Origin of the sequence: Dactylosporangium sp. NPDC051485, assembly GCF_040682015.1 — a bacterium.
Classification (GTDB): Bacteria; Actinomycetota; Actinomycetes; order Mycobacteriales; family Micromonosporaceae; genus Dactylosporangium.
The window spans coordinates 1-24,588 of the sequence record NZ_JBFAZW010000136.1; the positions used below are offsets into that span (position 1 = coordinate 1).

23 protein-coding genes and 1 pseudogene are annotated in these 24,588 nt (G+C 75.0%); 8 read left to right on the top strand and 16 right to left on the bottom strand.

The window, feature by feature from the left end; genetic code table 11:
* Positions 1-55 precede the first annotated feature (55 nt).
* The gene (locus AB0M46_RS45025; protein WP_363346644.1) at positions 56-1,087 is read right to left on the bottom strand and encodes an MBL fold metallo-hydrolase; all 1,032 of its coding nucleotides are present in this window, start codon (positions 1,085-1,087) and stop codon (positions 56-58) included.
* Positions 1,084-1,701: a TetR/AcrR family transcriptional regulator gene (locus AB0M46_RS45030; RefSeq protein ID WP_363346646.1), complete on the bottom strand. Its 618-nt coding sequence runs from the start codon at positions 1,699-1,701 to the stop codon at positions 1,084-1,086. The genes AB0M46_RS45025 and AB0M46_RS45030 overlap by 4 nt, the downstream gene beginning before the upstream one ends.
* 14 nt (positions 1,702-1,715) lie before the next feature.
* Between AB0M46_RS45030 and eda the strand changes: the two genes are divergently transcribed.
* The gene (gene eda, locus AB0M46_RS45035; RefSeq protein WP_363346648.1) at positions 1,716-2,432 is read left to right on the top strand and encodes a bifunctional 4-hydroxy-2-oxoglutarate aldolase/2-dehydro-3-deoxy-phosphogluconate aldolase; all 717 of its coding nucleotides are present in this window, start codon (positions 1,716-1,718) and stop codon (positions 2,430-2,432) included.
* Positions 2,429-3,532, top strand: coding sequence for a sugar kinase (locus AB0M46_RS45040; protein WP_363346650.1), 1,104 nt, complete (start codon positions 2,429-2,431; stop codon positions 3,530-3,532). The genes eda and AB0M46_RS45040 overlap by 4 nt, the downstream gene beginning before the upstream one ends.
* A 126-nt stretch (positions 3,533-3,658) precedes the next feature.
* Here AB0M46_RS45040 and AB0M46_RS45045 read toward each other — a convergent pair whose 3' ends face one another.
* From AB0M46_RS45045 to AB0M46_RS45100, 12 genes are all read right to left on the bottom strand, one after another.
* Positions 3,659-4,012, bottom strand: coding sequence for a hypothetical protein (locus AB0M46_RS45045; protein ID WP_363346652.1), 354 nt, complete (start codon positions 4,010-4,012; stop codon positions 3,659-3,661).
* A gap of 181 nt (positions 4,013-4,193) precedes the next feature.
* Positions 4,194-4,349, bottom strand: coding sequence for a hypothetical protein (locus AB0M46_RS45050; protein WP_363346654.1), 156 nt, complete (start codon positions 4,347-4,349; stop codon positions 4,194-4,196).
* A 196-nt stretch (positions 4,350-4,545) separates the two neighbouring features.
* Entirely contained in the window at positions 4,546-5,892 is a 1,347-nt protein-coding gene (locus AB0M46_RS45055; protein ID WP_363346656.1) for a lyase family protein, read from the bottom strand.
* A 31-nt stretch (positions 5,893-5,923) separates the two neighbouring features.
* Positions 5,924-7,807: an FAD/NAD(P)-binding protein gene (locus tag AB0M46_RS45060; protein ID WP_363346658.1), complete on the bottom strand. Its 1,884-nt coding sequence runs from the start codon at positions 7,805-7,807 to the stop codon at positions 5,924-5,926.
* Positions 7,804-8,970: an FAD-dependent monooxygenase gene (locus AB0M46_RS45065; RefSeq protein ID WP_363346660.1), complete on the bottom strand. Its 1,167-nt coding sequence runs from the start codon at positions 8,968-8,970 to the stop codon at positions 7,804-7,806. The genes AB0M46_RS45060 and AB0M46_RS45065 overlap by 4 nt, the downstream gene beginning before the upstream one ends.
* Positions 8,967-10,526: a class I adenylate-forming enzyme family protein gene (locus AB0M46_RS45070; protein ID WP_363346662.1), complete on the bottom strand. Its 1,560-nt coding sequence runs from the start codon at positions 10,524-10,526 to the stop codon at positions 8,967-8,969. The genes AB0M46_RS45065 and AB0M46_RS45070 overlap by 4 nt, the downstream gene beginning before the upstream one ends.
* An 11-nt stretch (positions 10,527-10,537) precedes the next feature.
* Positions 10,538-11,080 carry an SRPBCC family protein gene (locus AB0M46_RS45075; RefSeq protein ID WP_363346664.1) on the bottom strand — a complete coding sequence of 181 codons (543 nt, stop codon included), beginning with the start codon at positions 11,078-11,080 and terminating at the stop codon, positions 10,538-10,540.
* 135 nt (positions 11,081-11,215) lie between these two features.
* The gene (locus AB0M46_RS45080; protein WP_363346666.1) at positions 11,216-12,064 is read right to left on the bottom strand and encodes an NAD(P)H-binding protein; all 849 of its coding nucleotides are present in this window, start codon (positions 12,062-12,064) and stop codon (positions 11,216-11,218) included.
* A gap of 10 nt (positions 12,065-12,074) precedes the next feature.
* Positions 12,075-13,238, bottom strand: a complete 1,164-nt coding sequence (locus AB0M46_RS45085) for an acyltransferase (protein ID WP_363346668.1) — start codon at positions 13,236-13,238, stop codon at positions 12,075-12,077.
* Positions 13,235-13,585, bottom strand: a complete 351-nt coding sequence (locus AB0M46_RS45090) for a hypothetical protein (protein WP_363346670.1) — start codon at positions 13,583-13,585, stop codon at positions 13,235-13,237. The genes AB0M46_RS45085 and AB0M46_RS45090 overlap by 4 nt, the downstream gene beginning before the upstream one ends.
* Before the next feature lie 20 nt (positions 13,586-13,605).
* Positions 13,606-14,565 (bottom strand): 2-oxoglutarate and iron-dependent oxygenase domain-containing protein, encoded by a 960-nt coding sequence (locus AB0M46_RS45095; RefSeq protein ID WP_363346672.1) that lies wholly within the window; start codon positions 14,563-14,565, stop codon positions 13,606-13,608.
* A 170-nt stretch (positions 14,566-14,735) separates the two neighbouring features.
* Entirely contained in the window at positions 14,736-15,605 is an 870-nt protein-coding gene (locus tag AB0M46_RS45100; protein ID WP_363346674.1) for a helix-turn-helix transcriptional regulator, read from the bottom strand.
* Between the two features lie 266 nt (positions 15,606-15,871).
* Between AB0M46_RS45100 and AB0M46_RS45105 the strand changes: the two genes are divergently transcribed.
* The gene (locus AB0M46_RS45105; protein ID WP_363346676.1) at positions 15,872-17,596 is read left to right on the top strand and encodes a helix-turn-helix domain-containing protein; all 1,725 of its coding nucleotides are present in this window, start codon (positions 15,872-15,874) and stop codon (positions 17,594-17,596) included.
* Positions 17,597-17,604: 8 nt separating this feature from the next.
* Here AB0M46_RS45105 and AB0M46_RS45110 read toward each other — a convergent pair whose 3' ends face one another.
* The gene (locus AB0M46_RS45110; protein WP_363346678.1) at positions 17,605-18,579 is read right to left on the bottom strand and encodes an NADPH:quinone reductase; all 975 of its coding nucleotides are present in this window, start codon (positions 18,577-18,579) and stop codon (positions 17,605-17,607) included.
* Between the two features lie 242 nt (positions 18,580-18,821).
* On the opposite strand from AB0M46_RS45110, the gene AB0M46_RS45115 reads away from it, so the two are divergent.
* The 5 genes from AB0M46_RS45115 to AB0M46_RS45135 all read left to right on the top strand — a co-directional run bounded on the left by AB0M46_RS45115 (position 18,822) and on the right by AB0M46_RS45135 (position 24,213).
* Positions 18,822-19,745 carry an NADP-dependent oxidoreductase gene (locus AB0M46_RS45115; RefSeq protein ID WP_363346680.1) on the top strand — a complete coding sequence of 308 codons (924 nt, stop codon included), beginning with the start codon at positions 18,822-18,824 and terminating at the stop codon, positions 19,743-19,745.
* A gap of 10 nt (positions 19,746-19,755) precedes the next feature.
* Positions 19,756-20,421: a hemerythrin domain-containing protein gene (locus AB0M46_RS45120; protein WP_363346682.1), complete on the top strand. Its 666-nt coding sequence runs from the start codon at positions 19,756-19,758 to the stop codon at positions 20,419-20,421.
* Complete coding sequence (locus AB0M46_RS45125) at positions 20,418-21,182, top strand: DUF4440 domain-containing protein (protein ID WP_363346684.1); 765 nt, start codon at positions 20,418-20,420, stop codon at positions 21,180-21,182. Before AB0M46_RS45120 ends, AB0M46_RS45125 begins: the two co-directional genes overlap by 4 nt.
* Before the next feature lie 20 nt (positions 21,183-21,202).
* Complete coding sequence (locus AB0M46_RS45130) at positions 21,203-22,648, top strand: MFS transporter (RefSeq protein WP_363346686.1); 1,446 nt, start codon at positions 21,203-21,205, stop codon at positions 22,646-22,648.
* 623 nt (positions 22,649-23,271) lie between these two features.
* The gene (locus AB0M46_RS45135) at positions 23,272-24,213 is read left to right on the top strand and encodes a hypothetical protein (RefSeq protein WP_363346688.1); all 942 of its coding nucleotides are present in this window, start codon (positions 23,272-23,274) and stop codon (positions 24,211-24,213) included.
* A gap of 60 nt (positions 24,214-24,273) precedes the next feature.
* Here AB0M46_RS45135 and AB0M46_RS45140 read toward each other — a convergent pair.
* A pseudogene (locus AB0M46_RS45140) lies at positions 24,274-24,588 on the bottom strand (NDP-hexose 4-ketoreductase); the annotation flags it as partial.

Sequence of the window (24,588 nt, forward strand, 5' to 3'; positions counted from 1 at the left end):
CCCAACCGCCGGGGGGGGGGGCCCCGGGCCCCGGCCCCCCCGCCGCTGTCGGAACTCAGATTCGCCAGCGGATCGGCGTGCCCTCGGCGGGGCGCACGGCGCCGGTGGTGACGAGGTACCGCAGGTGCGCGAGGGTCTCGGCGAGCGCCATGCGGCGCAGCATGCCACGCAGGGCGGCCCAGCCGCGCGACCAGGTCAGGCCGGCGGCGATGTCCCACGCGGTCGCCGGCCCGAGCCGGTGCAGGATGGCCAGGATCTCCGCGCCGCGCTCGTCGTGGTGGCGGATCAGGTCTGCGGCGCGGCCGTCGATGCCGCGGAAGCGGTACTCGTGCGCCGGCAGGGCCTCGTCCGCGCCGAACTTGGCGGTCTGCTCCAGCGACGCCAGGTATGCGCTGAGCGGGTCGCCGTCCTCGTGGGCGTGCACACCGATGTTGGGGCTGATCCGGGGCAGCAGGTGGTCGCCGGTCAGCAGGATGCCGGCCCCGGCCTCATGCAGGCACAGATGCCCGGGAGTGTGGCCGGGCGTCCAGACGGCCCGGACCTCGTGCCGGGCGAGCGGCAGCAGGTCCCCGTCCTCGATCGCGCGGTCCGGCTCGGCCATGTTGAGCACGCCCGAGATCCGCCGCGCGTCGGTCGTGAGCGCCGCCGCCTCGGCCTCGGGCGCGCCGTGCGCCACCAGCCCGGCCCGGTCGGTTTCCGCCCTGCGCTCGTGCCACACCCGGCCGGGCAGGGTCCGCGCCTCGACCGGGTGCATGCCGATCCAGGCGCCGCTGCGCTCGCGCACCCATCCGCTGAGCCCGTGATGGTCGGGGTGCACGTGGGTGACGACGACGCCGGTGACGTCGCCGAGGTCCGTGCCCGCGGTCCGCAGGCCGGCCGTCAGGGCCGCCCGGCCGTCGCCGGTGTCCCAGCCGGGGTCGACGAGGACGACGCCCGTGTCGTCGAGGAAGGCATAGCTGAGGGTGTACCGCAGCGGGCTGTCCGGAATCGGCACCGGGATCGACCACACGTCGGGGCGGACCCGTTCGACCGGCGGCAGGACCCGCTGCTGCCAGGCCTCGCGCTGGGCGGAGCCGGTGACGATCACGCGGCGCTGCCGACGGGCGCGGTGACGGCGTGCATGAGGAACTCCACCAGCCGCCGGGCGTGGCTCGCGGTGTCCGCGGCGAGGACCGCCCGCTTGCCCGGCGGGGTGCTCAGCGCGTGCATCATCGCCCCGCCCACGAGGGTGTCCAGCAGCAGGGTGACCGACACGCTGGCCGGCAGCTCGCCCCGCTCGATGCCGCGGTGCACGATCGCGCGGGCCGCGGCGATCTGCGCCGTCCGCATCGCCTCGTAGTGCTCGGCGACGCCGGGAATTGTGCCCGCCTCCAGGCTCAGGCGCAGCGCGGTCCGGCTCGACGGCCCGACGTACAGCTCGAGCATCTGCGTGGCCAGTTCGACCATGTCGCCGTGCAGCGTGCCGGTGTCGACGTCGCTGACCCGCAGCAATCCGGCCGTCACCGCGTCGGCCAGGAGCGCTTCCTTGGTACTCCAGCGCAGGTACAGCGACGCCTTGCCCACCCCGGCGCGGCGCGCGACGGTCTCCATCGCGAAGCCGGCCCAGCCGCCGTCGCCGAAGACGTCCAGGGCGGCCTGCATGATCCGGCGGTCGACCTGCGGATCGCGGGGCCGGCCCGGGACCGCTGCGGAACTGCTCATCATGGCCTCCCTCATTGCTGAACGGTTCCCGTCAGAATACACAGGAGGCGAGCCTATTCCGAACGCTTGAATTATATAGTACCGTCAAGTACGTGATTACTGTTCATATGGATGAACAACCTCGGATCGGCAGGGTGCTGCCGGTCGTGGTCATCGAAGATGCCCGGCACGCGGACGCGCTCGGTGCCTCCCTGGTCAAGGGCGGTCTCGCGGCCGCCGAGGTGACGCTGCGGACCGATGCCGGGCTCGACGCCATCAAGTCGCTCGCGGTCAGGGACGACCTCGTCGTCGGCGCCGGCACGGTACTGAGCGCCGCGCAGGCGGATGCGGCGATCGCCGCCGGTGCCCGGTTCGTCGTGACGCCGGGCTTCGCGCCGGCCGTGGTCCGCGCCTGCCAGGACGCCGGAGTGCCGGTGTTCCCCGGCGTCGCCACCGCCACCGAGATCCAGATGGCCGTCGACGCCGGCCTCGGCATCGTCAAGTTCTTCCCGGCGCAGCAACTCGGCGGGGCGCAGACGATCAAGGCGCTGTCGGCGCCGTACCGCGGGGTGCGGTTCATCCCGACCGGCGGCGTCACGACCGCCGTCATGCCGGAGTACCTGGCCCTCCCGGCCGTGCTCGCGGTCGGCGCGACCTCGATCGCCCCGGCCGACCTGATCGCCGGCGAGCGGTGGGACGAGATCACCGCCCGCGCGGCGGAGGCGCTGGCGGTGGCGGGGGGCACGGCATGAGCAGCCTGGCCCGGCGCCCGAAGGGCGACTGCCGGTTCGACCTGGTCTCGCTCGGCGAGGTCATGCTGCGGCTCGACCCCGGCGAGGGCCGCGTCCGCACCGCCCGCCAGTTTCGTGTCTGGGAGGGCGGCGGCGAGTACAACGTCGCGCGTGGCCTGCGGCGCTGCTTCGGGCTGCGGACCGCGGTCGTCACCGCGTTCGCCGACAACGAGGTGGGCCGGCTGCTCGAGGACCTCATCCTGCAGGGCGGGGTCGACACGAGTCTCATCACCTGGATGCCGTACGACGGCATCGGCCGGAGCGTGCGCAACGGCCTGAACTTCACCGAGCGCGGCTTCGGCGTGCGCGGCGCCGTCGGCACGTCGGATCGCGGGCACACCGCGGCCAGCCGGCTCGAGCCGGACGCCGTCGACTGGGACCATCTCTTCGGGACGCTGGGCGTGCGGTGGCTGCACACCGGCGGCATCTACGCGGCCCTGTCGGAGACGGCGGCGCAGACGGTGGAGGCCGCGATGACGGCCGCCCGCCGGCACGGCACGATCGTGTCCTACGACCTCAACTACCGGCCCAGCCTGTGGAAGGCCGTCGGCGGCCAGGACCGTGCGCGGGAGGTGAACCGCCGTCTCGCCCGCCTCGTCGACGTGATGCTCGGCAACGAGGAGGACTTCACCGCGTGCCTCGGCTTCGCGGTGCCGGACACCGACATCCACAGCGGATCGCTCGACGCGGGCAACTTCAAGTCGATGATCGAGGCGGTGGTCCAGGAGTACCCCAACTTCAAGGTCGTCGCGACCACCCTGCGCGGCGTGCGCAGCGCGACGGTGAACGACTGGGGCGCCGTGGCGTGGGCCGGCGGCGCGTTCGCCGAGGCGACCCACCGGCCCGGCCTGGAGATCCTCGACCGGGTCGGTGGCGGTGACAGTTTCGCGTCGGGCCTGATCTACGGCCTGCTGGAAGGCGACGGCGACCTGGCGACGGCCGTGGAGTACGGCGCCGCGCACGGCGCCCTGGCGATGACCACCCCCGGCGACACCTCGATGGCCAGCCTCGCCGAGGTGGAGGCGCTCATGCGCGGCGCCGGCGCCCGCGTCCAGCGCTGACAGGCCCGCACGGGCAGGACGTTTCGGTGGCCACTGCGGCGAGCACGGTAACATGCCACAGTAGCCACCGAACGACGTCAGCAAGCATCGGCGGAACTGGGTCGGGGATGCTTCGCGAAGACACTGCTAACCGGGAGCGACCGGTCTGCCGCAGTAGTAGATCGCCCGGCCCTGCTCCATCTCCGCCGCGATCGACGCGCGCCACTGCGGATAGCCTGGGTCGTCCGCCGCGGGCCGCCGGGCCAGTTCCAGCAGGCACTCGAAGAAGTACGGCGCCGACCCCGAGTCCGCTGCCTCGCGCAGCGTCCCGCACAACTGCGCCGAGACGGGCCGCCCGCCGAGCCCGAACTGCCCGGCCCATTTCAGGACCAGGGCGCAGACGGGCTCGGGGTCGACGGCGTGCTGGATCCGTCCCCACGTCAGAAAGTACCGCTCGGCGCCGTCCTCGAGCGTGACCCTGACCGCGATGCCGTCGTCCATGGACGGAACGCTACGACAAGACCACGACCTCGTTCCAGGCCACCTGGACGAGTTGAAGAAGACCGGCAGGTCCTCATCTCCAGCCACGAGCTCGCCGCGGCGCGCACCCCGGCGCGGCACGCTGTGCAAGTGAGGGCGCGGGGCGATGCGGGCCCTGTCCCGCCCGCATCGCCCCCGCCGTTCAGTGCGGCCCGCGGGGCCGGCTCCGGTAGGTCACCGGCGGCGCGAGCACATCGGACATCCCGGCCGGGCCGCGGACGGCGACGACGACGAACGGCGCGTCGTACCGCCGCGGGTCCGCGGTGGAGGGACGTTTGCGGGCGTGCTGGATCGGCATGGCTTCCTCGCGATCGGGAGTAGGGCGAACTGTCCGGTGAAGGGGTTCCTTCAGGCGGGACAGGACGCCGACCACACCCGGCCGAGGTCGATGTGGTGGCGCCCCCACAGTCGCTGCGAGGTGGCCATGTCACAAGTGCACAGCCTCCCGCGAGCCGTGTCAACGCCGTGCGCAAAAGTATACTGAACAGATATGATTACAGGATTGGTCGGCGGCGCAGGGCCGTGTCGACCAGGTGCGGGGCGGCGCCCAGGTAGGCGGCCGGGTCGCACAGGCGGGCCAGCTCGTCGGGCGCCAGCAGGTCCTTGACCCGCGGGTGCTCGGCCAGCGCGTCGGCGAGCGGGCGCCCGGCCGCCGTCGCCTCGTCGAGCACCCGCCGCGCCTCGGCCTTGCCCAGCAACGGGGCGAGGACCGCGGCGAGGCGTTCGGCGACCACGTGGCCGCCGGTGCGGGCCAGGTTGTCCAGCATCCGCTCGGGCTGTGGCCGCAGGCCGGCGGCGAGCTGGGCGGCGGTGTGGGCCGCGCCGCCGGTGAGCCGCAGCGCCTCCCGCAGCAGCAGCCACTCGGCGTGCCAGCCGCCCGCGGCCCGCTCGTCCTCGCTGAGCAGGGCCTGGCTCAGGGCCGTGGCCAGCGGCGGGACCTGCAGGGCGGCGGTGCGCACCAGGGTGGCCAGGACCGGGTTGCGCTTCTGCGGCATGGCCGAGGAGCTGCCGCCGGCGGCCTCGGCCACCTCGCCGATCTCGGTGCGGGACAAGGTCAGCACGTCCACGGCGAACTTGCCCAGGGCGCCCGTGGTGAACGCCAGGGCCGCGCCGGTATCGGCGATCGGGGTGCGCAGGGCGTGCCAGGGCAGTCCCGGACGGGCCAGGCCGGTCTCGTCGGCGAACGCCGCGGCCAGGTCGTCCGGGTAGGACGCCGGGACATCCTCCGCGTAGGCGAGGTATCCGGCCAGGGTGCCGGCGGCGCCGCCCAGCGACACCGGCAGCCCGCCGTCGAGCAGGCGGCGCAGGCGCTCGTCGGCGTCGAGCACCAGGCCGCGCCAGCCGGCCGCCTTCAGGCCGAAGGTCGTCGGCACCGCCTGCAGGGCCAGGGTCCGCCCGGCGATCGGCGTGTCGCGGTGCTCGGCGGCGTGCGCGAACAGCGCGTCCGCGGTCGCGGCCAGCGCGGTGCGGGTGGCCCGCACGGCCCTGGCGGTGACCAGCATCGCCGCCGTGTCGAGGATGTCCTGGCTGGTGGAGCCGCGATGGACGTACTCGGCGGCGGGCGGGTCGACCTCGGCCACCCGGGCGGTGAGCGCGGCGACCAGGCCGACGACCGGGTTGGCGGTGCGCCGCGCGGCCAGCGCCAGGGCCCGCGGGTCGAACAGCGGGGCCTGGGCGGCGCGGGTGATGACCGCGGCCGCCTGCGCGGGGACCGTGCCGAGGCGGGCCTGGGCGCGGGCCAGCGCCGCCTCGGCGTCCAGCATCGCCTGCAGCCACGCCTCGTCGCGCACGAGTTCCTCGACCGGCGTGCCCGCGCTGACGGGACTCAGCAGCCCGCTCACGACGCGGTCCGGGGCGAAGCGGAGGGGCCGCTCACACGACCACCCCCAGGAACGACGGTGCGGGCCGGGGCAGCGGCGCGGGGCCCAGTGCCCGCACGGCGGCGGCGATCGCGTCGGCGTCGCCGATGGTGACCGAGTCGACGCCCGGGCGCACGCCGGCGGCGGTGACCCAGTGGACCGACTCGGTCGGCACGCCGTAGGCGAACCGGCGCGGGTGGGCCTGGCCGTGGGCGTCCACGACCCGGTACGGCCGCTCGGTCACGTCCAGGCCGCCGGTCTCGTAGTGGCCGCCGGCGGCGCACGGGATGCGGTACGGGCGGCACTGGTCCGTGTCGAGCATGTGCCGCAGCAGCGGGTCGCCGGTGCGGCGCAGGTCGACGTCGTGCAGCCGGGCCTCCACGAGGGCGGTGGCGCGCACCGGCGCGGCCGGCACCGCGGAGGAGACGGCCACGAACGCCGGGTCGGCGGAGTCGAGCAGGATCTGGGTGCCTGGGCCGGTCAGCACCACCACGCCGGCCTCGATCAGGGCGACGAGCTCCTCGATGCGGCGGGCCGGCGGGCCGATGGACAGGAAGGCGTTGAACGGCGTGTACCAGGCGGCGAGCTCGTCGCGGTAGGAGGCGCCGTCCAGGCCGCCGTGGTCGACGATGAGGCGGACCTCGTTGCGCAGGTCGCGCAGCGCGTCCAGGGCCGCCTTGAGCGGGCCGCCGACGTTGCCCTGCCGGGCCTGTCGCACGTCCTCGCGCAGGTGCTCCAGCAGCCAGGTGGTGAACTCGGCGCGGCCGGCGAAGCGGCGCCGGCCGGCCGGGCGGGCCAGCCGCTCCCAGTCCCAGCGGGCGGCCGGGTCGACGCCGTGCTCGTCCAGCAGCCGTCGCGGGTCGTCGAGGTAGCGGGCCACGAACGCGTCGGCGTCCTGGATGCCCAGCAGCGTGGTGTAGTACACCGTCTCGACCTCGGCGGCGATGAGGGGCCACAGGTCGCGGCCGAAGCGCAGCCCGCCGTGGCGGCGCCGCAGGTCCTCGACGACGGCCGGGGTGAGCACGCGCGGGATGTGCCGGCCGGAGGCGCCCTTCTGGTTCTCGCCACGCGCGTGCGACGGCACCCCGCGCCGGGAGGTGGCGTAGAGGATCGGCTCGCGGCCGCTGGGCAGGTAGCGCAGGACGCCGCCCTCGCGCTCGAACCGCCCGCCGCGGCCCTCGGTGAGCAGCGCGACGTAGTCGAAGAAGTTCAGGCCGAGGCCGCGCACGAGCACCGCCGCGCCGGCCGGGAGCGCCGCCAGGTCGACGTCGGCCGGGTTGGCCTGGGTCAGGTACGTCAGCCCGTGCACCCGCGCGAGGCTGGCCGTGCGCGCCTGGGCCGGCGGGATCGCGGCCGGCACGTGCCCCTGGGCGAGCACGACGGCGTCGAGGTGGTGCAGGCGGGTGCCGTCGGCCAGGCGCACCCCCTGCGGGCCGCCGGGCACGCCGCTGGTGTCGGCGATGGCGACCGCGCGGGAGTGGTGGATCCGGACCGTGACGTGCCCGGGTGCCGCGGCGGCGATCCGGGCGAAGCTGTCGGCCAGGTAGCGGCCGTAGAGGGCGCGGCTCGGGTAGTCGTCGGGGCCGATCCGCCGGGCCTCGGCGTCGGCCTGGTCGCGGGCCCAGGCGTGCAGGCTCGGGCCGGGCTCCACCGGGCCGGCGATGGCCACGCTGTCGTCGGTGTAGACGGTGATCTGGGCGGCCACGGTGTTCGTCAGCAGCAGCCGGGACTGGTCGGTGCGCCACACCGCGCCCGGGCCCGGTTCGCCCGGGTCGACCAGGTGCACGGTGATCGCGTCGTAGGAGGGGGCGTGCCGCTCCTGCGCGCACAGGCGCTCCAGGACGCACAGGCCGCGCGGCCCGGCGCCGACGAGGCAGAGCTCCAGGCTCCGGGTCATCGGGTCACCTCGATCCGTTCGGCGTGCATCCAGGCCACCGCGTCGTGCAGGTCGGTGGCCGACATCGCGGCTAGGGCCGTGTTGCGGGCGGTCGCGGCGGCGCCGGCGGGGTGCCACAGGCGGATGCTGTCCCGCGCGGTGTGCTGGATCGCCGCCGTGCGCTCGCGGCGCAGCTCCTGGTACCGCTGCAGCCCGTCCGCCCCGTCGCCGAGCAGCCCGGCGAGCACGACGGCGTCCTCGAGGGCCTGGCAGGCGCCCTGCGCCGCGTAGTGCAGCATCGGGTGGGCGGCGTCGCCAAGCAGCGTCACCCGCCCGTCGCACCACGTGTCGACCGGCGCGCGGTCCACGAGCACCCAGGCGTGCCAGTCGCGGCCGAGCCCCAGCAGGTGCCCGGCGGCGGGCAGCGGGGCGAACTCGCGGCGCACCGCCTCGAGCGCGGCGGGCCGGCCGGCGAACGCCTCGGTGGCCCCGTCGTCGCGGCTCGCGGCGAGGTTGAGGTAGCGGCCGCCGGCGATCGGGTAGTGCACGAAGTGGCACTTGGGCCCGGCCCACCAGGTGACCGCGCGGGCGCGCAGCGGGGCGGGTACCTCGGCCATGGGGATGATGGCGCGGTACACCGTGATGCCGCTGATGCGCGGCGGCCCGTCGCCGACCAGCTGCGCCCGCACCGCGGAGTGGATGCCGTCGGCCCCGACGAGCAGCGTGCCGGTGACCTGCCCGCCGCCGGCCAGCCACGCGGTGACGCCGGTCCGGTCCTGCTCGTAGCCGGTGACCGCGCTCGACGGGCGCAGCTCGACGCCCGGCGCGGCCTGGCAGGCGTCCAGCAGCAGCCGGTAGAGCTCGCCGCGGTGCACCACGACGTACGGCTGGCCGAACCGCGCCTGGTACTGCGCGCCGAGCGGCATGCTCGTCACGTGCTCCCCGGTGACGCCGTCCATGAAGCGCAGCTCGTCGATCGGGGTGGCGATGGCCCGGGTGGCCGCGCCGAGCCCGAGCCGGTCCAGGGCGTGCAGCCCGTTGGGGGCCAGCTGGATGCCGGCGCCGAGCTCGGTGAACTCGGCGCTGCGCTCCAGCACGGTGACGCGGTGGCCGTGGGCGGCGGCGGCGAGGGCGAGGGCGAGGCCCCCGATGCCGCCGCCGGCAACCAGGATCTCGGCGGTCACGGCCGGGCCGCCAGCAGCCGGGCCAGCTCCAGGCGCTTGATCTTCGTGGTGGCCGTCTGCGGCAGGTCGGCCAGTCGCCACTGCACCGGGTCGGCCAGCGGTGGCAGGCCGGCGACGGCGGCCCGCCAGGCGGTGGGGTCCAGCGGCGTGTCGTGCTTGGTGCACACCACCGGCACCGGCGCGCCCCCGGCGCCGGGCACGATGATGACCTCGGCTAGCTCGTCGAGGCGGGTGAAGAGGTGGTCCTCGGCGGCCAGGGTGCTGCCGAAGCCGGGGATCTCGTCGACCTCGCGGTCGAGCAGGTGCAGGCAGCCCCACCGGGTGCGGTAGCCGAGGTCGCCCATCCGCCACCACTGGCCGGTGCGCTGGCCGTCGTAGCGGGTCTGCTCGCCGAGGTACGTCAGGACCCGCCCGTCGGTGCGGACCTCGATGAAGCCGGGGGAGTCCGCGCTCGCCCGCCGCCCGTCGCGGCCGACCACCCGCACGCCGGTCATGCCGGGGAACGGCCGTCCGACGCAGCGCCCGTCGGTGTGCGGCGAGCGGCGGCGGGTGAAGGCGCGGGCCACGATCGGGCCGACCTCGCTCTGGCCGTAGAGCTGGCCGAAGACGGGGAAGCGGTGGGCCGAGGCGTGCAGCATGCGGTGCACGGTGCGCGGGTGGATCGCGTCGAAGGTGCTGCTGAAGTACCGCACGGAGGCCAGCGGCCGGCGCGGGTCCGCGGCGAGGTCCTCCCAGCGCAGGAACGTGTTCGGGTGCGCCTCCAGCACGCCGGGCCGGACCTCGGCGAAGAGTTCGGCGACCCGCCGGGGGTCGTCGTCGGCCAGCACCACGAGCGGGAAGCCGCGCAGCAGCGTGATGGCCAGCGCGGTGAACAGTCGCGAGTGGACGAACGAGACGTGGATGGCGACCGGGCGCCGTTTGCGCACCAGCGCGGCCACGGCGGCCTGGGGCCGGTAGCGGGCCTGCAGCGTCCGTCCGGTGTGGACGGCCAGCTTCGGCGTGCCGGTCGTGCCAGACGTGTGGGTGATCAGCGCCGGTGCCCCCGGGTCCGTGGACACCGGCGGCACCGGGGTCGCGCCGGTGAGGTCGCGCAGCGCGGTGGCGCCGGGGTGCGTGCCGTCGGCCAGCAGCACCCGGGCGGACAGCTCGAACACCTCGCCGGGCAGGTCGCGCTCGAGCTTGGCGGCATCGGTGAGCAGGTAGGGCCGGTCCACCCGGCGCAGGAGCGCGGCGACGCTCTGGCCGTCGAGCTTCGGGGAGAGCAGCACCGGTACCGCGCCGATGCGGGCGACGGCGATGGCGAGCAGGGTGATGTCGAAGCCGTCGGACTTGTGCACCACGACCCGGTCGCCGGTGCGTACCCCGGCCGCCCACAGGCGCGACGCGGCGTCGGCGACGGCCTCGGCGAGACGCGCGACGGTGGTGTGCCGGCCGAGCTGCGGGGCGATGGCGAGGGTGTGGTCGAGGACCACGGTGTTGCCCGGGTGGCGGGCGGCGGCGCGGTCGAGCAGGGTGCCGAGCCCGATGCCGCGGTTGCCGATGCGTTGCAGCAGCATGGCGTGGCTCCCTACGCGTCCTGCTCGATGACCGGCTTGATCCGCTGCAGGGTCTCGGCGAGGTCGCCGCGCACCTTCTCGCCCCACTCGGCGAAGAACCGGGCGCGCTGCCCGTCGTCCAGCCCCGAAATGATCTTGCGGATGCCCTCGGTCGGGCGGCCCATGCGGAAGTGGTGGACGAGCCGGGCGCCCTCGCCGTCGGGCTCGATGTCGAAGGCCCACACGCTGTCCTGGGCGTTGCCGGCGCTGTCGCGCATGGCCCAGTGGAACGAGCGGCCGGGGTCGGCGGCCACGATCTCGGACTCGGTGCTCCACTGGCCGCGCACCACCGGCGCCCAGGCCACGACGTCGTCGCGGCGCCAGTTGTCGCCCTGGAACACCGCGCCGACGGTGGCGGGGGCCCCGGCGATCCAGCGCCCGCCGACGCACTCGGCGCTCCATTCGCCGCTGCGCGGCAGGTCACTGATGACGGCGTACACCTCGGCCGGGGTCGCGGCGACGTGGATCTCGGCGCGCGACTGCAGCAGCGGAGGCGGGTTCACGGGTTCGGCCATGCCACCATCGTCACTGGCCCTAAAAACCCCGGTCAAAGCCTCGAAGTCATATTCGTCAGGTTTGGTTTCCGGCGGTTCTCGGACATGCCGGAGGGCCGGGCCCGTCGCCGGGCCCGGCCTCGATCGGACGGTCGGTCAGCGGAAGTCGGCGGCGTGGTCGCGGGCCCAGGCGGCGAAGCTGCGCGCCGGGCGGCCGGTGACCCGTTCGACGACGTCCGTCACCTGGTACGGCACCCCGTCCGTCGCCGCCCAGTAGCCGATGGTCGCGTCGATCACCCACGCGGGCACGATCCGGGCCAGCTCGGCCCGGCCCTGCTCCGGGGTGAGCTCCTCCACCCGCACGGGCCGCCCGGTCGCCTCCGCGATGAGCTCGGCCTGGCGGCGCTGGGTGACCGACTCGGGGCCGGTGATGAGGTACCGCTCACCCTCGTGCCCGGGCCGCGTGAGCGCCACGGCGGCGACGGCCGCGATGTCGCGCTCGTGGATCGCGTCGCTGTGCGACTCGGGGTAGGGGAAGCGCACCACGCCGCCGTCCCGGATCGAGTCGGCCCACCCCCACAGCAGCACGTTGCTGGCGAAGTTGTCCGGGCGCAGGAACGTGGTGGCCAGGCCCGAGTCCTCCAGCGCCCGCTCGACCACGCGGTGCATGTCGGCGATCGCCTTGCGGGCCGGGATGCGATCGAGCACCGTGTCGGAGGACAGCAGCACGACGTGCTCGACGCCGGCCTCCTGCGCCGCGGCGACGAACGCGTCCACCCCGTCGGGCACCGCGTAGAGGAAGACCTTGCGCACGCCCCGCAGCGCGGCGGGCAGGGTCGCCGGGTCGGTCAGGTCGGCGCGGACGCGCTCGACCCCGGCGGGCAGGTCGAGCCGGTCGGGGTTGCGGCCGGTTGCGCGGACCGTGGCGCCGGCGGCGAGCAGCTCGTCGACGACGGCGCGGCCGACCTGGCCGCCACCGCCGAAGACCAGAACGGGTTGCGGCATCGTGGGCTCCTCAGTGTTCGACGGACAGCGCCGCCTCGGCGGGCTGGCGCTGGGCGGGGACGGCCGCGGCGGGCTGCCGGGGCGCGGAGAACCGGCGGGTGATCGGCCGCTCGAACCAGGTGTAGAGGGCGGCCGCGGCGGCGATCGACACGGCCAGCTCCACGGCGAGCAGCCCGATCGCGGCCGGGGTGGAGAACGTGCGGCCCAGCAGTGTGCGGCTGCCGGCGATGACGATGAAGTGCAGCAGGTAGAAGGCGAAGGAGACCTCGCCGAGCCAGCGGGCCGGCCCGCTGCGCAACGGCGTGAACCGGCCCTTCGTGTCCGCGGTCGCGGCCGCGGCGACGAGCAGCGCGATCGGCACGATGGTGACGGCGCGCTGGCCGTAGAGGTACGGCACGAACGAGGCCAGCGGCACCGAGACCACCAGCAGCAGCGCCGACCAGCCCAGCCCGATGTCGCGCCAGCGCCCGAGCAGCACGGCGCGGGCCACGAGGATGCCGAGGGCGAAGTCGAGCAGGCGCACCGGCGGCAGGAAGTAGGCGAACCAGTACTGCGACTGCGACGCATCCCAGCCGCCCGGGACGGCCGGGGTGTCGGGGAACGCGGCGTAGGCGATCAGCGGCGTGGCGATCACGCCGGCGACGGTGGCGGCGATCCAGTACTTGAGCCGCTCGGCGCGGATCCGGTTGACCAGCGGCAGCAGCAGCGGGAAGGCGGCGTAGAAGAACGCCTCCGTGCCCAGCGACCAGCTCGGCGGGTTGACGCCGAGGTTGACGAAGAAGTCCGGCACCCAGACCTGCAGCATGAACAGGTTGAGCGCCGCCTGCCCGGCCGGGGTGTACGCGGCGGCGAAGACCAGCATGGCCAGCACCCACGCCACCACGTAGTTCGGGTAGATCTTCACCAGCCGCCGGCGCCAGAACGCGGCCGGGCTGTCGTGCTCGCGGGCCGACCAGGTCAGCACGAAGCCGCTGAGGACGAAGAAGAACGTGACGCCGAGCGCGCCGAGCTGGGACGCGGCGGTCGCGTAGTGCGCGGCGAAGGTCTGGTCGGTGAACAGCGAGGTGCTGGGCAGTTGCAGGGAGCCGTGGTAGACGAAGACCAGCAGCGCGGCCGGGAACCGCAGGCCGGTGAGCGAGGGCAGGCGGGCCGGTCGGTCGGGGGGAGAGGTCATCGGGCACCGTCCAGTCGGGGTTGGGGGAGCAGCGCGGGCACGCCCAGCGCCACCTGTGCGGCGGCGGGGCCGTCCGGATCGAGCAGGACGGCGTTGTCCGGATTGCCGAGCCGTTCGGCCACGGCGGCCGGGTCGTCGCCGGCGGTCACCGCAACCATGCGCAGCAGGCGGCCGTCCGGGGCGCCCGGGTCGGGCGGGTGCAGGCCGAACAGCGCCGGGTGGCGCTGCGGGCCGGGTGGTGTGCGCCGAGCAGCTCGCGGGGCCGGGCGTCCGGCAGGCGCCACGCGGCGGTGCCAGCCGGCGCCGTCGAGCGCGACGGCGAGATGGGGTGGTGCGGCGCCGCCCACGCGGCGCCCTTTCTGTCCCGTCAGCCGACGCTGATCGCCTGGAGCTTCTCGAAGAGGTACTGCGAGGCGGAGATCTCCGGGTGCTCCCGCCGCCCGATCGGCGGCGCGAGGGAGGCGATGCGGGCGTCGCGGTCGCTGACGTAGAAGAAGACCAGCGACACCAGGTCCTCGTCGGGCGCGCTGGCCTGCGGCGGCAGCACCCGGTGCCGGGTCGAGCGCCACCGGTCCCCGGTCCAGCGGGCCATCAGGTCGCCGATGTTCACCGTGAACGCGGCCGGGTCGTAGGGTGCGTCCTCCCACTCGCCTTCCGGCGTGTACACCTGCAGCCCGCCGACGCCGGGCTCGCGGTCCAGGACCGTGACCGTGCCGAAGTCGGTGTGCGGCCCGATGCGGAACTGCCCGTCGCCGGGCGCGCCGACCTCGGACAGCGGGGGATAGCGGTTGATGTTCAAGGTGTACTTCGGGAAGCGCGTGTGCCGGGTGAAGTGATCCGCCGGCAGGTCGAGCGCGGTGGCGAAGATGGTCAGCAGATCGTCGGACAGCGCGCGGACGCGGTCCATGTACTCCCGCGCGCTCGCCTCCAGCTCCGGCACGCCGGCCGGCCAGACGTTGGCGGGGTGCCAGCCGAGGTCGGCGGCGGGGTCGGCGGCCTCGACCGAGGAGCCGACGGAGTACGACTCCTTGAGATCCGGCGGCGACTCCACGCCCTCGAGGTAGCCGTTGGCCTCGGCCCCCGGCGGGATCCAGCCGCGGCCGCCGACCGGCACCGCGTACGGGCGCTTCTGCGGCTCGGGCAGGGCGAAGAAGCGGCGGGCGGCGGCGCGGGTGCGCTCGCGCAGGTCCGCCGGCACGCCGTGGCCGGTGACGAGCAGGAAGCCCGACACCTGCAGGGCCCGGTCGATTTCGGCGGCCACGGCGGCCCGGTCGGCCGCGTCACCGCTGAACCAGGGCTCCAGGTCCACCAGGGGGATGGCTGTCATCACTACTCCGATCGGAAAAGTAGGTTTTTGGCTCGTCGTCGCCCGCCGGTGTGCCGGCCCGGCGAGCGCGTTGCACTCGAAGCTCGCGCCCTCGACGAACGGCGAAGCGCGGAAGCGGGCCGGCGCGCGGCGCCGTTGCCCGCGGCGGTGCGTGGGTCAGTGTGCGTGGGTCAGTGTGTGCGGGTCTCGTCCTGCTCGGTCAGGCCCGGGAACAGCTCGCGCCCGACCACGCGCAGCAGCTGCAGTTGCTCCGCGTTGCGGCTGCCCGGTGCCGGCGTGAACAGCAGCAGGTGCTGGTCCTCGCTGGGCGACAGCAGCTGCTCGCAGGTCAGGTCGATGAGCCCGACCGTCGGGTGGATCACCCGGATGTTGCCGTTGCGCCGCACGCCGACCTCGTGGCGCTCCCACAGCTCGGCGAACTCGGGGCTGGCCGCGCGCAGCCGGCGCACCAGGTCGAGCGCGGCCGGGTCGCCGCTGCGGCGGGCCACCGCGGCGCGCAGGTCGGCCACGTGCAGGCGGCCGTAGTGGTCGCGGTCCTCCGCCGGGTACGCCGCGCGCGTGCCAGGATCGGTGAACCACCGCCACACGATGTTGCGGTTCTGGGGCTGGGTCGAGCACACCCCGCCGAAGAGCGACTCCGCCAGGGCGTTCTGGGCCAGCAGGTCCCCGATGTCGTTGAGGATCTGCGCCGGCGCGTCGGTGAGCCGGTCGAGCAGGAACAGCAGCCCCGGCCGCACGTGGTCGCCGGCCTGCCGCCCGGTCGGCGGCCGGTGCCCGGCCAGCAGGTACAGGTGGTCGCGCTCGTCGTCGTTGAGCCGCAGGGCCCGGGCCAGCGGCGCCAGCAGCTGTGTCGACGGCTGCGGGCTGCGGGCCTGCTCCAGGCGCATGTAGTAGTCGGCGGACATGCCGGCGAGCTGCGCCACCTCCTCGCGCCGCAGCCCGGGGGTGCGCCGCCGGGCCCCGGCGGTCAGCCCCACGTCGTGCGGCTGCAGCCGCTCGCGGCAGCGGCGGAGGAAGTCGGCGAGCTCGCGTCGGTTCATGCCGTCATCATCGCCCGCCGCGGGTGCTGGTAGCCAAGGATCGTTGGTCCTACTCAGTGACGAAATGTGGCCCGCCGCAGGTCGGCGGCGTGTGGCGATAAGGAGATGTAACACTCACCGTACTTGAGTGGCTACCGAACCTGGTGTTAGCTCCATTCGGGTGCAGTGACGTGCGTCCATATTTCTGCACGGGGGCTTCCGCTTGCCCGGCGGGCGCGACGACGCGCCCCGGGACACTTCCGCCGCACTCCTACCCGGAGGTACCTGTGCGACCGCCGCTCGCCCTACCCGGCGAGCCGCTCGGCCACGATGACAGCCGAGGGCTCGCTGTGCTCGTCGACGCCGCCCGAGATCTCGCCGTCAGTGGCGACGTGGCGGCTCTGCTACCCGTTGCCGCCAGCCACGCCCGCCGCCTGCTGGGCCTGGCCCTCGCCTTCGTCGCGGTCCTCGACGACGAGCGCGGCGAGCTGACCGTCCGCGCCGTCGACGGCCTGACCTCCGGCCTGGCCCCGGGCCTGCGCCTGCCCCGCGACGAGGGCCTCGCCGCCCGCGTCCTGTGTTCCCCCGGCCCGTGCTGGACCGCCGACGCCACCGACCCGGCCGATGCGGCGGCGGACACCGGGCTGCCGGCCGCCGAGGAGCTGCGCGCCGTGATCGCGGTCCGGCTCGGGCACGGCACCGGCCGGTTCGGGCGGCGGCCGTTCGGCGTGCTGTACATCGCCGACCGCCGCGCCCGCCCGTTCGCCGCCGCGGAGTGCGCGTTGCTCGGGTCGCTGGCCGAGCTGGCCGGTGCGGCGATCGAGAAGGCGCGGCTGCTGGAGCGCACGGCCGCGCGGCTGTCCGGCCTGGAGAACACCACCGCCCGCACCGCCGCCCGGCTCGGCCGCGCCCAGGCGCTCGGGGCGGCCCACCAGGACCTGGTGGAGCTGGCCGTCAGCGCCGCCGATCCGCAGGACTTCGCCGACGAGGCCGGGCGCCGCCTGCGCGCCGCGGTCGCGCTGCTCGACGTCGACGGCCGCACCGTGGGCGCCGGGAGCCCGCCCGAGGCGGACGGCGAGGCGGTGGCCACGGGGGGCGCCCCGGAGGTCGCGGTGCCGGTGGCGGCCGGCGGGCGGCCCCTCGGCACATTGCTGGTGCGGGCCGGGCGGGGGCTCGGCGCCGACGAGCGCCAGCTGCTGCCCCTCGTCGCGCAGGCCGCCGCGGTCGTGCTGCGCCAGCACGCCGGGGCCGCGGCCGAGGAACACGCCCGCGACGACCTGCTCGACGACCTGCTGAGCACGCCACCCCGTTCCCGGCGACGGCTGGAACGGGCCGCCCGCCGGCTGCGCGTCGACCTCGAACGGCCGCACGTCGTGCTCGTCGCCCGGCCCGAGGCGAGCGGTGGCCCGCGCGGGGCGACCTGGGCGGCCGCGCACGCGTGGCGGACCGGCGGGCTCAGCGGGGTGCGCGACGGCCATCTCGTCTTCGTCACGCCCGGCACCGATCCGGGTGGGTTCGCCCGCAGCGCCACCGAGCAGCTCACGGCCCGGCTCGGCGCGCCGGTCACCGTCGGCGCGGCCGGGCCGGTCAGCGGGGTCACGGCGATCGCCGGCTGCCACCGCGACGCGATGCGCTGCCTGGAGGCGCTGACCGCGCTGGAGCTCACCGGGCGCGGAGCCTCCGAGCGGGAGCTGGGCTTTCTCGGCGTACTGCTGTCCGGCAGGCACGGCGTCGACGAGTTCGTCGACAGCGTGCTCGGCCCGGTCCTCGACCACGACCGGCGCCGCCCCACCGATCTGGTGCGGACCCTGGACGCCTACTTCGCGGCGAACGGCAGCCCGACGAACGCGGCCGAGCGGCTGCACGTGCACCCGAACACCGTGGCCCGCCGGCTCGAGCGGGTGAAGGAGCTGCTCGGCCCGGACTGGCAGCGGCCCGTCCAGGCATTGGACGTACACCTGGCGCTGCGCCTCTTCCGGCTGCGCGATGCGCTGTCCGGCGAGGCCGGGTGAGCCCGGGCTCAGGGCCGCAGCACCGTGCGCCGGCCGTGCAGCTCGCCGCGCTCGATCATGCGGTGCGCCTCGGCCGTGCGCGCCAGCGGCAGCTCCAGCGTCGCGCGGGGGCGCAGCCGGCCCGCCGCGAGCAGGCGGTTGATCGTGACCGACGCCTCGGCCAGCTCCGCGGCGCTCGCGTGCGAGATGACGAAGCCGGTGACGGTCCGGTCGTGCATGTACAGCGCGCCTGCGGGCAGCACCGGCCGGGACGCGGCGCCGGCCAGCAGCACCACCCGGCCCCGGAAGGCGAGCAGCTCCACCACCGTCTCCAGGTCGTTGCGGCCGGAGGTGTCCAGGTAGAGGCCGATGCCGTCCGGGCAGGCCCGGGCCAGCCCCGCGGCCAGGTCCGGCGCGCGGTAGTCGAGGACCTCCGCGGCGCCCAGGCCCGCGCAGTAATCGGCGTCGGCCGCCGAGGCCGTGGCGACCACCCGGGCCCCGGCCGCGACGGCGAGCACCACCAGGGCCGAACCGACGTTGCCCCCGGCGCCGGCCACGACGACCGTCTCGCCGGCACGCAGCCGGCCGTGCGTGAACAGTCCCAGGAAGGCGGTGGCGGCCGGATGGACCATGGTGACCGCGACCTCCGGCGCCACCCCGGCCGGCAGCCGGTAGAGCCGGTCGGCGGCGACCACGGCCCGCTGCGCCGCCGCCCCCTGCCGCCCGGCGTGGCCGAGGCTGTTGCACCACACGAGGTCGCCGGGGGCGAAGCCGGTCGCGCCCGGGCCGGCCGCCGCGACGGTGCCGACGAGGTCCCGGCCGACCACGAACGGCATCGGCAGCGGCGTGCGGAACACCCCCGAGCGCACGAACGTGTCCACCGGGTTGACCGTGGTGGCCAGCACGTCGACCAGCACGTCGGCGGGGCCCGGCACCGGATCGGCGACCTCCCCGAAGCGGATGACGTCGGGCGGTCCCAGCTGCTCGAGGTAGGCGGCGCGCATACCGGCAGCCTCGCCGGGCGACGGCGGCCGGCGCAACCGCGGCGCCGGCCTTCCGTCAGGTTTGTCACCCGCGCAGGCCAGCGTCGCCACGCGCGGGCGCCGGCTGCCGCGGGCCGGTGTGGTTGTCACCCGCGTAGACCAGGGTCGCCAGTCCTAGGCAGAGCGGTCCGATTCTCACGGCCCGGCCGGGGTGCAACGGTCGTCTTGTCCGGTTTTTTCCGCGCGAGCTTTCAGGAGTGAGCATGCCACGCATTGTGCGGTTCGAGCAGTTTGGTGGGCCCGAGGTCCTGCAGGTGGTGGAGGCCGAGCAGCCCGCCCCGGGCGAGGGGACCGTCCTCGTGCGGGTCCGGGCGGCCGGGCTCAACCCGGTGGAGAGCGGCATCCGCGGGGGTTTCCTCGACAAGGTGTACCCCACCAGCTTCCCCTCCCAGCAGGGGCGTGACGTCGCGGGTGTCGTCGAGGCGGCCGGCCCGGGCGTCACCGCGTTCGCGCCCGGCGACGAGGTCCTCGGCTGGACCGACGAGCGCGGCACCCAGGCCGACTACGCCGTGGTGCCGGTGGCCAACCTCACCGCGCGCCCGGCCGGCGTGCCGTGGGAGGTCGCCGGGGCGCTCTACACCGCCGGCGCCGCCGCCTGGGCCGCGATCAGCGCGGTCGCGGCGGGCGAGGGCGACACGGTCGTGGTGGCCAACGCCGCCGGCGGGGTCGGCACGATCGCGGTGCAGCTGGCCCGCATCGCCGGCGCCACGGTCATCGGCCTGGCCGGGGAGGACCACCACGAGTGGCTGCGCGGCCGCGGCGTCGTGCCGGTCGCCTACGGCGAGGGCGTCGAGGAGCGCGTCCGCGAGGCCGCCGGCGACAAGATCGACGCGTTCGTCGACGCGTTCGGCGCCGACTACGTCGACTTGGCGCTGCGGCTGGGTGTCCAGCCGGACCGGGTCAACACGCTGATCAACTTCGCCGCCGTCGCCCAGCACGGGGTGAAGGCCAGCGGCAGCAACGACGCGTCGCGCCCCGAGGTCCTGGCCGAGCTGGCCGGCCTGGTCGCCGACGGGCGCCTCGAGGTGCCGGTCCAGGCGTTCCCGCTCGAGCTGGTGGCCGAGGCCTACACCGAGCTCGAGCGCCGCCACACGCTGGGCAAGCTCGTCGTCACTCCGGCCGCGTGAGGGGGCTGACATGACGGAGCCACTGGACCCCTGGGGCATGGCGTGGGTGCATCAGGTGTACCGCCGGGAGCTGCGCCTCCTCGCGAACCTCATCGCCGCCGCCGAGCCCGGTGACCACGCCCGGGCGGCGTTGGTCGCCGAGCACCTGACCGACATGGCCGACTCCCTGCACGAGCACCACGTGGGCGAGGACGAGCTGCTGTGGCCGCCGCTGCTGAGCCGGGCCGAGCCGGACGCCGCCGCGGTGAGCCGCATGCAGCAGCAGCACGACGAGCTGCACGTCCTGCTGGAGGAGGTCGGCGCGCTCGCCCCGGTGTGGCGGGAGAGCGCGTCGCAGGCCGACCGCGACCGGCTGGCGTCGGTGGCGGCCCGGCTGTCCGTCGTCACCGACGCCCACCTGGCCGACGAGGAGCAGCACGTGCTGCCGCTCATCCGCGAGCACATCACCGCCGAGGAGTGGGCCGAGTTCGAGCGGCGCGGGCACGCCTCCATCCCGCAGGAGAAGGCGCTGGTGTTCCTCGGCATCGGGCTGCAGGACGCCACGCCGCACGAGCGGGAGAAGTTCGTCGGCGGGCTGCCGCCCGAGGTGGCCGACTTCTGGGCGGGGCCGGGCGGCCTGCAGTACGCCCAGTGGCGCGCCGAACTGCTCGGCGGTGCCCCGGTAGCGCAGCCGTGACCGTCCGGCTCGACCACACCTTCGTGCACGCCCGTGACGCCCGCCGCGCGGCGCGGGACCTCGCCGACACGCTGGGGCTGCCCGAGCCGTCGTGGTCCGGGCCGTTCCCGGCGGTGCGCCTGGACGACGGCACGCTGCTGGAGTTCGTCGAGGTGACCGGCGAGGTGACCACCCAGCACTACGCGTTCGCGGTGACCGAGGACGACTTCGACGCGGTGCTCGCGAGACTGCGGCAGCAGGGCCGGCCCTTCTGGGCCGGCCCCCTGCACCACGGCCCCGGCCAGATCAACCGCTGGGGCGGCGGCCGCGGCTTCTACTTCAACAGCGAAGACGGGCACGCCGTCGAGGTGCTCACCCGCCCCTTCCGCGGCGGCGTGGGCGGCGCCGCCGACCCGGTCGAGCTGGTCCGGCTCGTGGCCGAGGCCTACAACGGCGGCGACGCCGAGGCCGCGGCCCGGCTGTTCGAGCCCGGCGCGGTGCTCGCGGTGGCCCCCGGCGAGACGGTCACCGGGGCGGCGCTGCGCGACTCGATCGGCGGGTTCATGGGCCGGGTCCGGCACATGGAGATCCGCATCCGCCACATCTACCAGGCCGGCGGCGTGGCGCTGCTCGTCACCGACCACGTCACCGACCTCGACGGCCCCGACGGGCCCGGCGGCGCGCCGGTCCGGGTCACCGGCACCGCCACCGACGTGGCGCGGCGGGGGGCCGACGGGCGGTGGCGGTACCTCATCGACAACCCGTCCGGCAGCGGACACTGAATTTCCGGAAGGCGGGCCCCATGACGGCACCCGACGCCGGTCGACGCCCACGGGGCGGGCTCGTGCTCGCCCTGCTCGGCCTCGCCCAGCTGATCACCTCGATCGACTACAACATCGTCTACGTCGCGCTGCCGCGCATCGGCGCCGACCTCGGCTTCTCCGACCAGAACCTGCAGTGGGTGGTCAGCGCCTACGCGGTCGCGTTCGGCGGCTTCCTGCTGCTCGGCGGGCGCGCCGCCGACCTGCTGGGCCGGCGGCGGATCTTCGTGGCCGGCCTGGCGCTCTACGCCGTCGCCTCGCTCGCCGGCGGCCTGGCCGGGGTGGCGGGCCTGCTCGTCGCCGCCCGCGCCGTGCAGGGCCTCGGCGGCGCACTGCTGTTCCCGGCCACCCTCGCGCTCGTGGTCACCTCCTTCGACGAGGGCCGCGACCGTAACCGCGCCTTCTCGGTCTGGGCCGCCGCCGGCGCCGGCGGCATGGTGCTCGGCTCGCTGCTCGGCGGCGTGCTCACCGAGGCGTTCGGCTGGTCGGCGGTCTTCTACGTCAACGTCCCGCTCGCCGCCCTGGCCATCGCCGGCGCCCGGCTGCTGCTGCCGCCCGACGGCCCGCGCGCCCCCGGCCGCTTCGACCTGCTCGGCGCCGTCACCGCCACCGGTGGTGTCACCCTCGTCGTCTTCTCCCTCGTGCAGGGCCCGGTGCTCGGCTGGACGTCCCCGGCCCTGCTGGCGGCTGCGGCCGGCGGCGTCGCGCTGCTGGCCGTCTTCATCACCGTGGAGGCCCGCACGGCGTCGCCGCTCATGCCGTTGCGGCTGTTCCGCAACCGCAACCTCAGCACCGGGGTGAGCCTGACGCTGCTGTTCATGGCGACGTTCGGCACGCTGCTGTACTTCCTCACCGTGCACTTCCAGCGGGTGCTGGGCTACTCGGCGCTGCAGACCGGCCTGGCCTACGTGGTGCCGATGGCCGCGGGCGCGGCCGGCTCGCTGGCCGGTGGACGCCTCGCCTACCGCTTCGGCAACCGCCCGACCCTCGTCGTGAGCCTCACGGTGGGCGCCGCGGCCACCGTCGCCCTCGGCCTGGGCATCGGCGCGGGCGGCTCCTACCTGGCGCTGCTGCCGTCGATGGTGGTGCTCAACGTCGCCCAGGGCGTCGTGTTCACCACGATGTTCGCCGCCGCGACGACCGGCACCGCCCTGTTCGACCAGGGCATCGCCTCCGGCATCGTATCCACCGGCCAGCAGGTCGGCTCGGCCGTCGGCCTGGCCGCCCTCGTCGCCGTGGCCAACGCCGGCACCGAGGGTCTCACCGGCCCGCAGCTGCGCACCGCGACGAGCTCCGGCCTGCGTGACGCGGTCCTGGTCGCCGCGGCCGGCATGGTCCTGACGATCCTGGTGGCGACGAACTTCCGCCGCCCGCCCGCGACCGCGGCCCCGGAGCCGGACATCGCCGCCGAGTCCGCCACGCGCTGACGACGTTCCCAGACGCCGGCCCGCTCCGGGCCGGCTCGGGGCCGGCCTCGCCGAGTCTGCCGCGCGCTGACGGCGTGCCCGGACATCGGCCTGCTCCGGGCCGGCTCGGGGGTGGCCTGTCCGAGCCGGAGCCGGACATCGCTGCCGAGTCTGCCGCGCGCTGACGGGGTGCCGGACTCCGGTCGGCTCGGGGCGATCTGTCCGGCGGGGTGCTGCGCGCGGCGGCCGTTTGGCCGCGTACACCGCCAGGTGTGCGCGCCGGGCCGTCGGGCGGTCCAGTTCGTCGAGCACGGCGGTGGCCAGGTCCGCTTGGGCGAGGGGCCGGGCCCACCGCCGCGCGTCGGCGAGCGGTTCGGTGAGCAGGTAGCGGCCGGTCGGTTCGGTGTCCGAGCTCAGGCCCGGCGGCGGGCTCAGCACGAGCCAGTCGGTGCCCCCGGCGGCGCGCGGTCCGAGATACCATGTGTGCGGGCAGTGCGCCTGCCCGTGCCCATGGATGGCCGCCCACGCCTGGCCACCCGATGCGGGCCAAGGGTCTCCGACTCGGCGCCACGGTCCCGGTGTTCGGCGTGCCGTCACGCCGTCTGTTCGGTGCGAGGCGTGGATCGCGCCGGAGAGTGGCGTTCATGGCTGACCAGCATCCACGACGGACCTCGCGGCAGGACCAGGCCCGCAAGCGGGCCATCCGCGCCCAGGCCGCCCGGACCGGTGTCTCCTACTCGGTCGCGGCCCGGCAGATGGAGGCGGTGGGGCTGCGACCCGGCGAGATGATCGCGACGTACGGCCGGACGATCTACCCCACGGGTCACGATGCACACCGGCAGCGCCTGATCGAACTGCGGGAACGGCGTTCGATGGACGAGCGGCTGGCCGACACCCGCCGCGCCGCGGTCCTGCCCGACGGCCGGGCCCAGCACCTGGTAGAGCGGTTCCCGCCCACCCGTGGCCGGCCCGGGTCCAAGGTCGGCCCGCTCTATCACGGCACATACCGTCAGGAGCTGCTGACGATGCTGTACGTGACTGTCGCCGTGGAGTCGCCGGGCCTGATTCCCGAGACGGGCGACCTTGCGTGGATCGCCGAAATGGGCGAGGAGACGGCGCTCGACATGGCCTGCGCCGAGCTGGATCGCGAGGCCCGGGCGCTGCTGGAGCGGGCGCCTGCGACGCTGTGGCCCGCCATCGAGCGGGCCCTTGCGCTGAGCGAGAACAGCCCGCAGCTGCCGCTTCGGCAGGAGGCGACCCGCCTTTCCGCGTTGTACCGCAGCATGTGGGCGCCGCGCGAGAGCGCCGACGGCGAGCCCTATGTCGACGATCCGCCGTTCGAGGGGGTACGCCAGATCCTCGACGTGGTGCTGATGATCGCGGACGACGGTCACGCGCCCGGCACCAGGGTGCGGATGCTGGCGAGTCCGCACGAGAACCGGATCGCCGCGATCGTCGGCGCGATCTGGGGCTCACCGGGTCCACCGGTCGCCTACTGCGTCCAGGTCGAGGAGTCCACGATCCGGCTGACGGCCGAGACCGCCGATCTGGTGGTGCTGGCCGATCAGGAGTCCCTGGCACGCTGACGCCACCCCGAGAGGCCGGTCCGAATGGGACCGGCCTCTCGTCGCTGGGAAGAACGGACGTCAGTCGCCGCTCTCCTCGGCCGGCATGCCGACGGGCACGGAGTCCGGCACCACCCCGGCGCCGTTGAAGACCAGCTTGGCCTTCTCGAACTGGGCGGGGTCGCCTTCGCAGTCGATGACCACGATCTGGCCGGGCTTGAGTTCGTTGAACAGGATGCGTTCGGACAGGGAGTCTTCGATCTCGCGCTGGATGGTGCGGCGCAGCGGCCGGGCGCCCAGCACGGGGTCGTAGCCTTTGTTGGCGAGGAACTTCTTGGCGTTGTCGGTGAGTTCCAGGCCCATGTCCTTGTTGCGGAGCTGGGTTTCGATCCGGGC

Bases quoted from the DNA above. Each gene is read 5' to 3' on its own strand.
- AB0M46_RS45110 (WP_363346678.1), bottom strand. From the start codon at position 18,579: ATGCGCGCCGCCTACCTCGAGCAGCTGGGACCGCCCGACGTCATCCGC.
- AB0M46_RS45045 (WP_363346652.1), bottom strand. From the start codon at position 4,012: ATGGACGACGGCATCGCGGTCAGGGTCACGCTCGAGGACGGCGCCGAG.
- AB0M46_RS45130 (WP_363346686.1), top strand. From the start codon at position 21,203: ATGACGGCACCCGACGCCGGTCGACGCCCACGGGGCGGGCTCGTGCTC.
- AB0M46_RS45075 (WP_363346664.1), bottom strand. From the start codon at position 11,080: ATGGCCGAACCCGTGAACCCGCCTCCGCTGCTGCAGTCGCGCGCCGAG.
- AB0M46_RS45135 (WP_363346688.1), top strand. From the start codon at position 23,272: ATGGCTGACCAGCATCCACGACGGACCTCGCGGCAGGACCAGGCCCGC.
- AB0M46_RS45070 (WP_363346662.1), bottom strand. From the start codon at position 10,526: ATGCTGCTGCAACGCATCGGCAACCGCGGCATCGGGCTCGGCACCCTG.
- AB0M46_RS45040 (WP_363346650.1), top strand. From the start codon at position 2,429: ATGAGCAGCCTGGCCCGGCGCCCGAAGGGCGACTGCCGGTTCGACCTG.
- AB0M46_RS45060 (WP_363346658.1), bottom strand. From the start codon at position 7,807: ATGACCCGGAGCCTGGAGCTCTGCCTCGTCGGCGCCGGGCCGCGCGGC.
- AB0M46_RS45030 (WP_363346646.1), bottom strand. From the start codon at position 1,701: ATGAGCAGTTCCGCAGCGGTCCCGGGCCGGCCCCGCGATCCGCAGGTC.
- AB0M46_RS45120 (WP_363346682.1), top strand. From the start codon at position 19,756: ATGACGGAGCCACTGGACCCCTGGGGCATGGCGTGGGTGCATCAGGTG.
- AB0M46_RS45095 (WP_363346672.1), bottom strand. From the start codon at position 14,565: ATGACAGCCATCCCCCTGGTGGACCTGGAGCCCTGGTTCAGCGGTGAC.
- AB0M46_RS45100 (WP_363346674.1), bottom strand. From the start codon at position 15,605: ATGAACCGACGCGAGCTCGCCGACTTCCTCCGCCGCTGCCGCGAGCGG.
- AB0M46_RS45115 (WP_363346680.1), top strand. From the start codon at position 18,822: ATGCCACGCATTGTGCGGTTCGAGCAGTTTGGTGGGCCCGAGGTCCTG.
- AB0M46_RS45080 (WP_363346666.1), bottom strand. From the start codon at position 12,064: ATGCCGCAACCCGTTCTGGTCTTCGGCGGTGGCGGCCAGGTCGGCCGC.
- AB0M46_RS45050 (WP_363346654.1), bottom strand. From the start codon at position 4,349: ATGCCGATCCAGCACGCCCGCAAACGTCCCTCCACCGCGGACCCGCGG.
- AB0M46_RS45085 (WP_363346668.1), bottom strand. From the start codon at position 13,238: ATGACCTCTCCCCCCGACCGACCGGCCCGCCTGCCCTCGCTCACCGGC.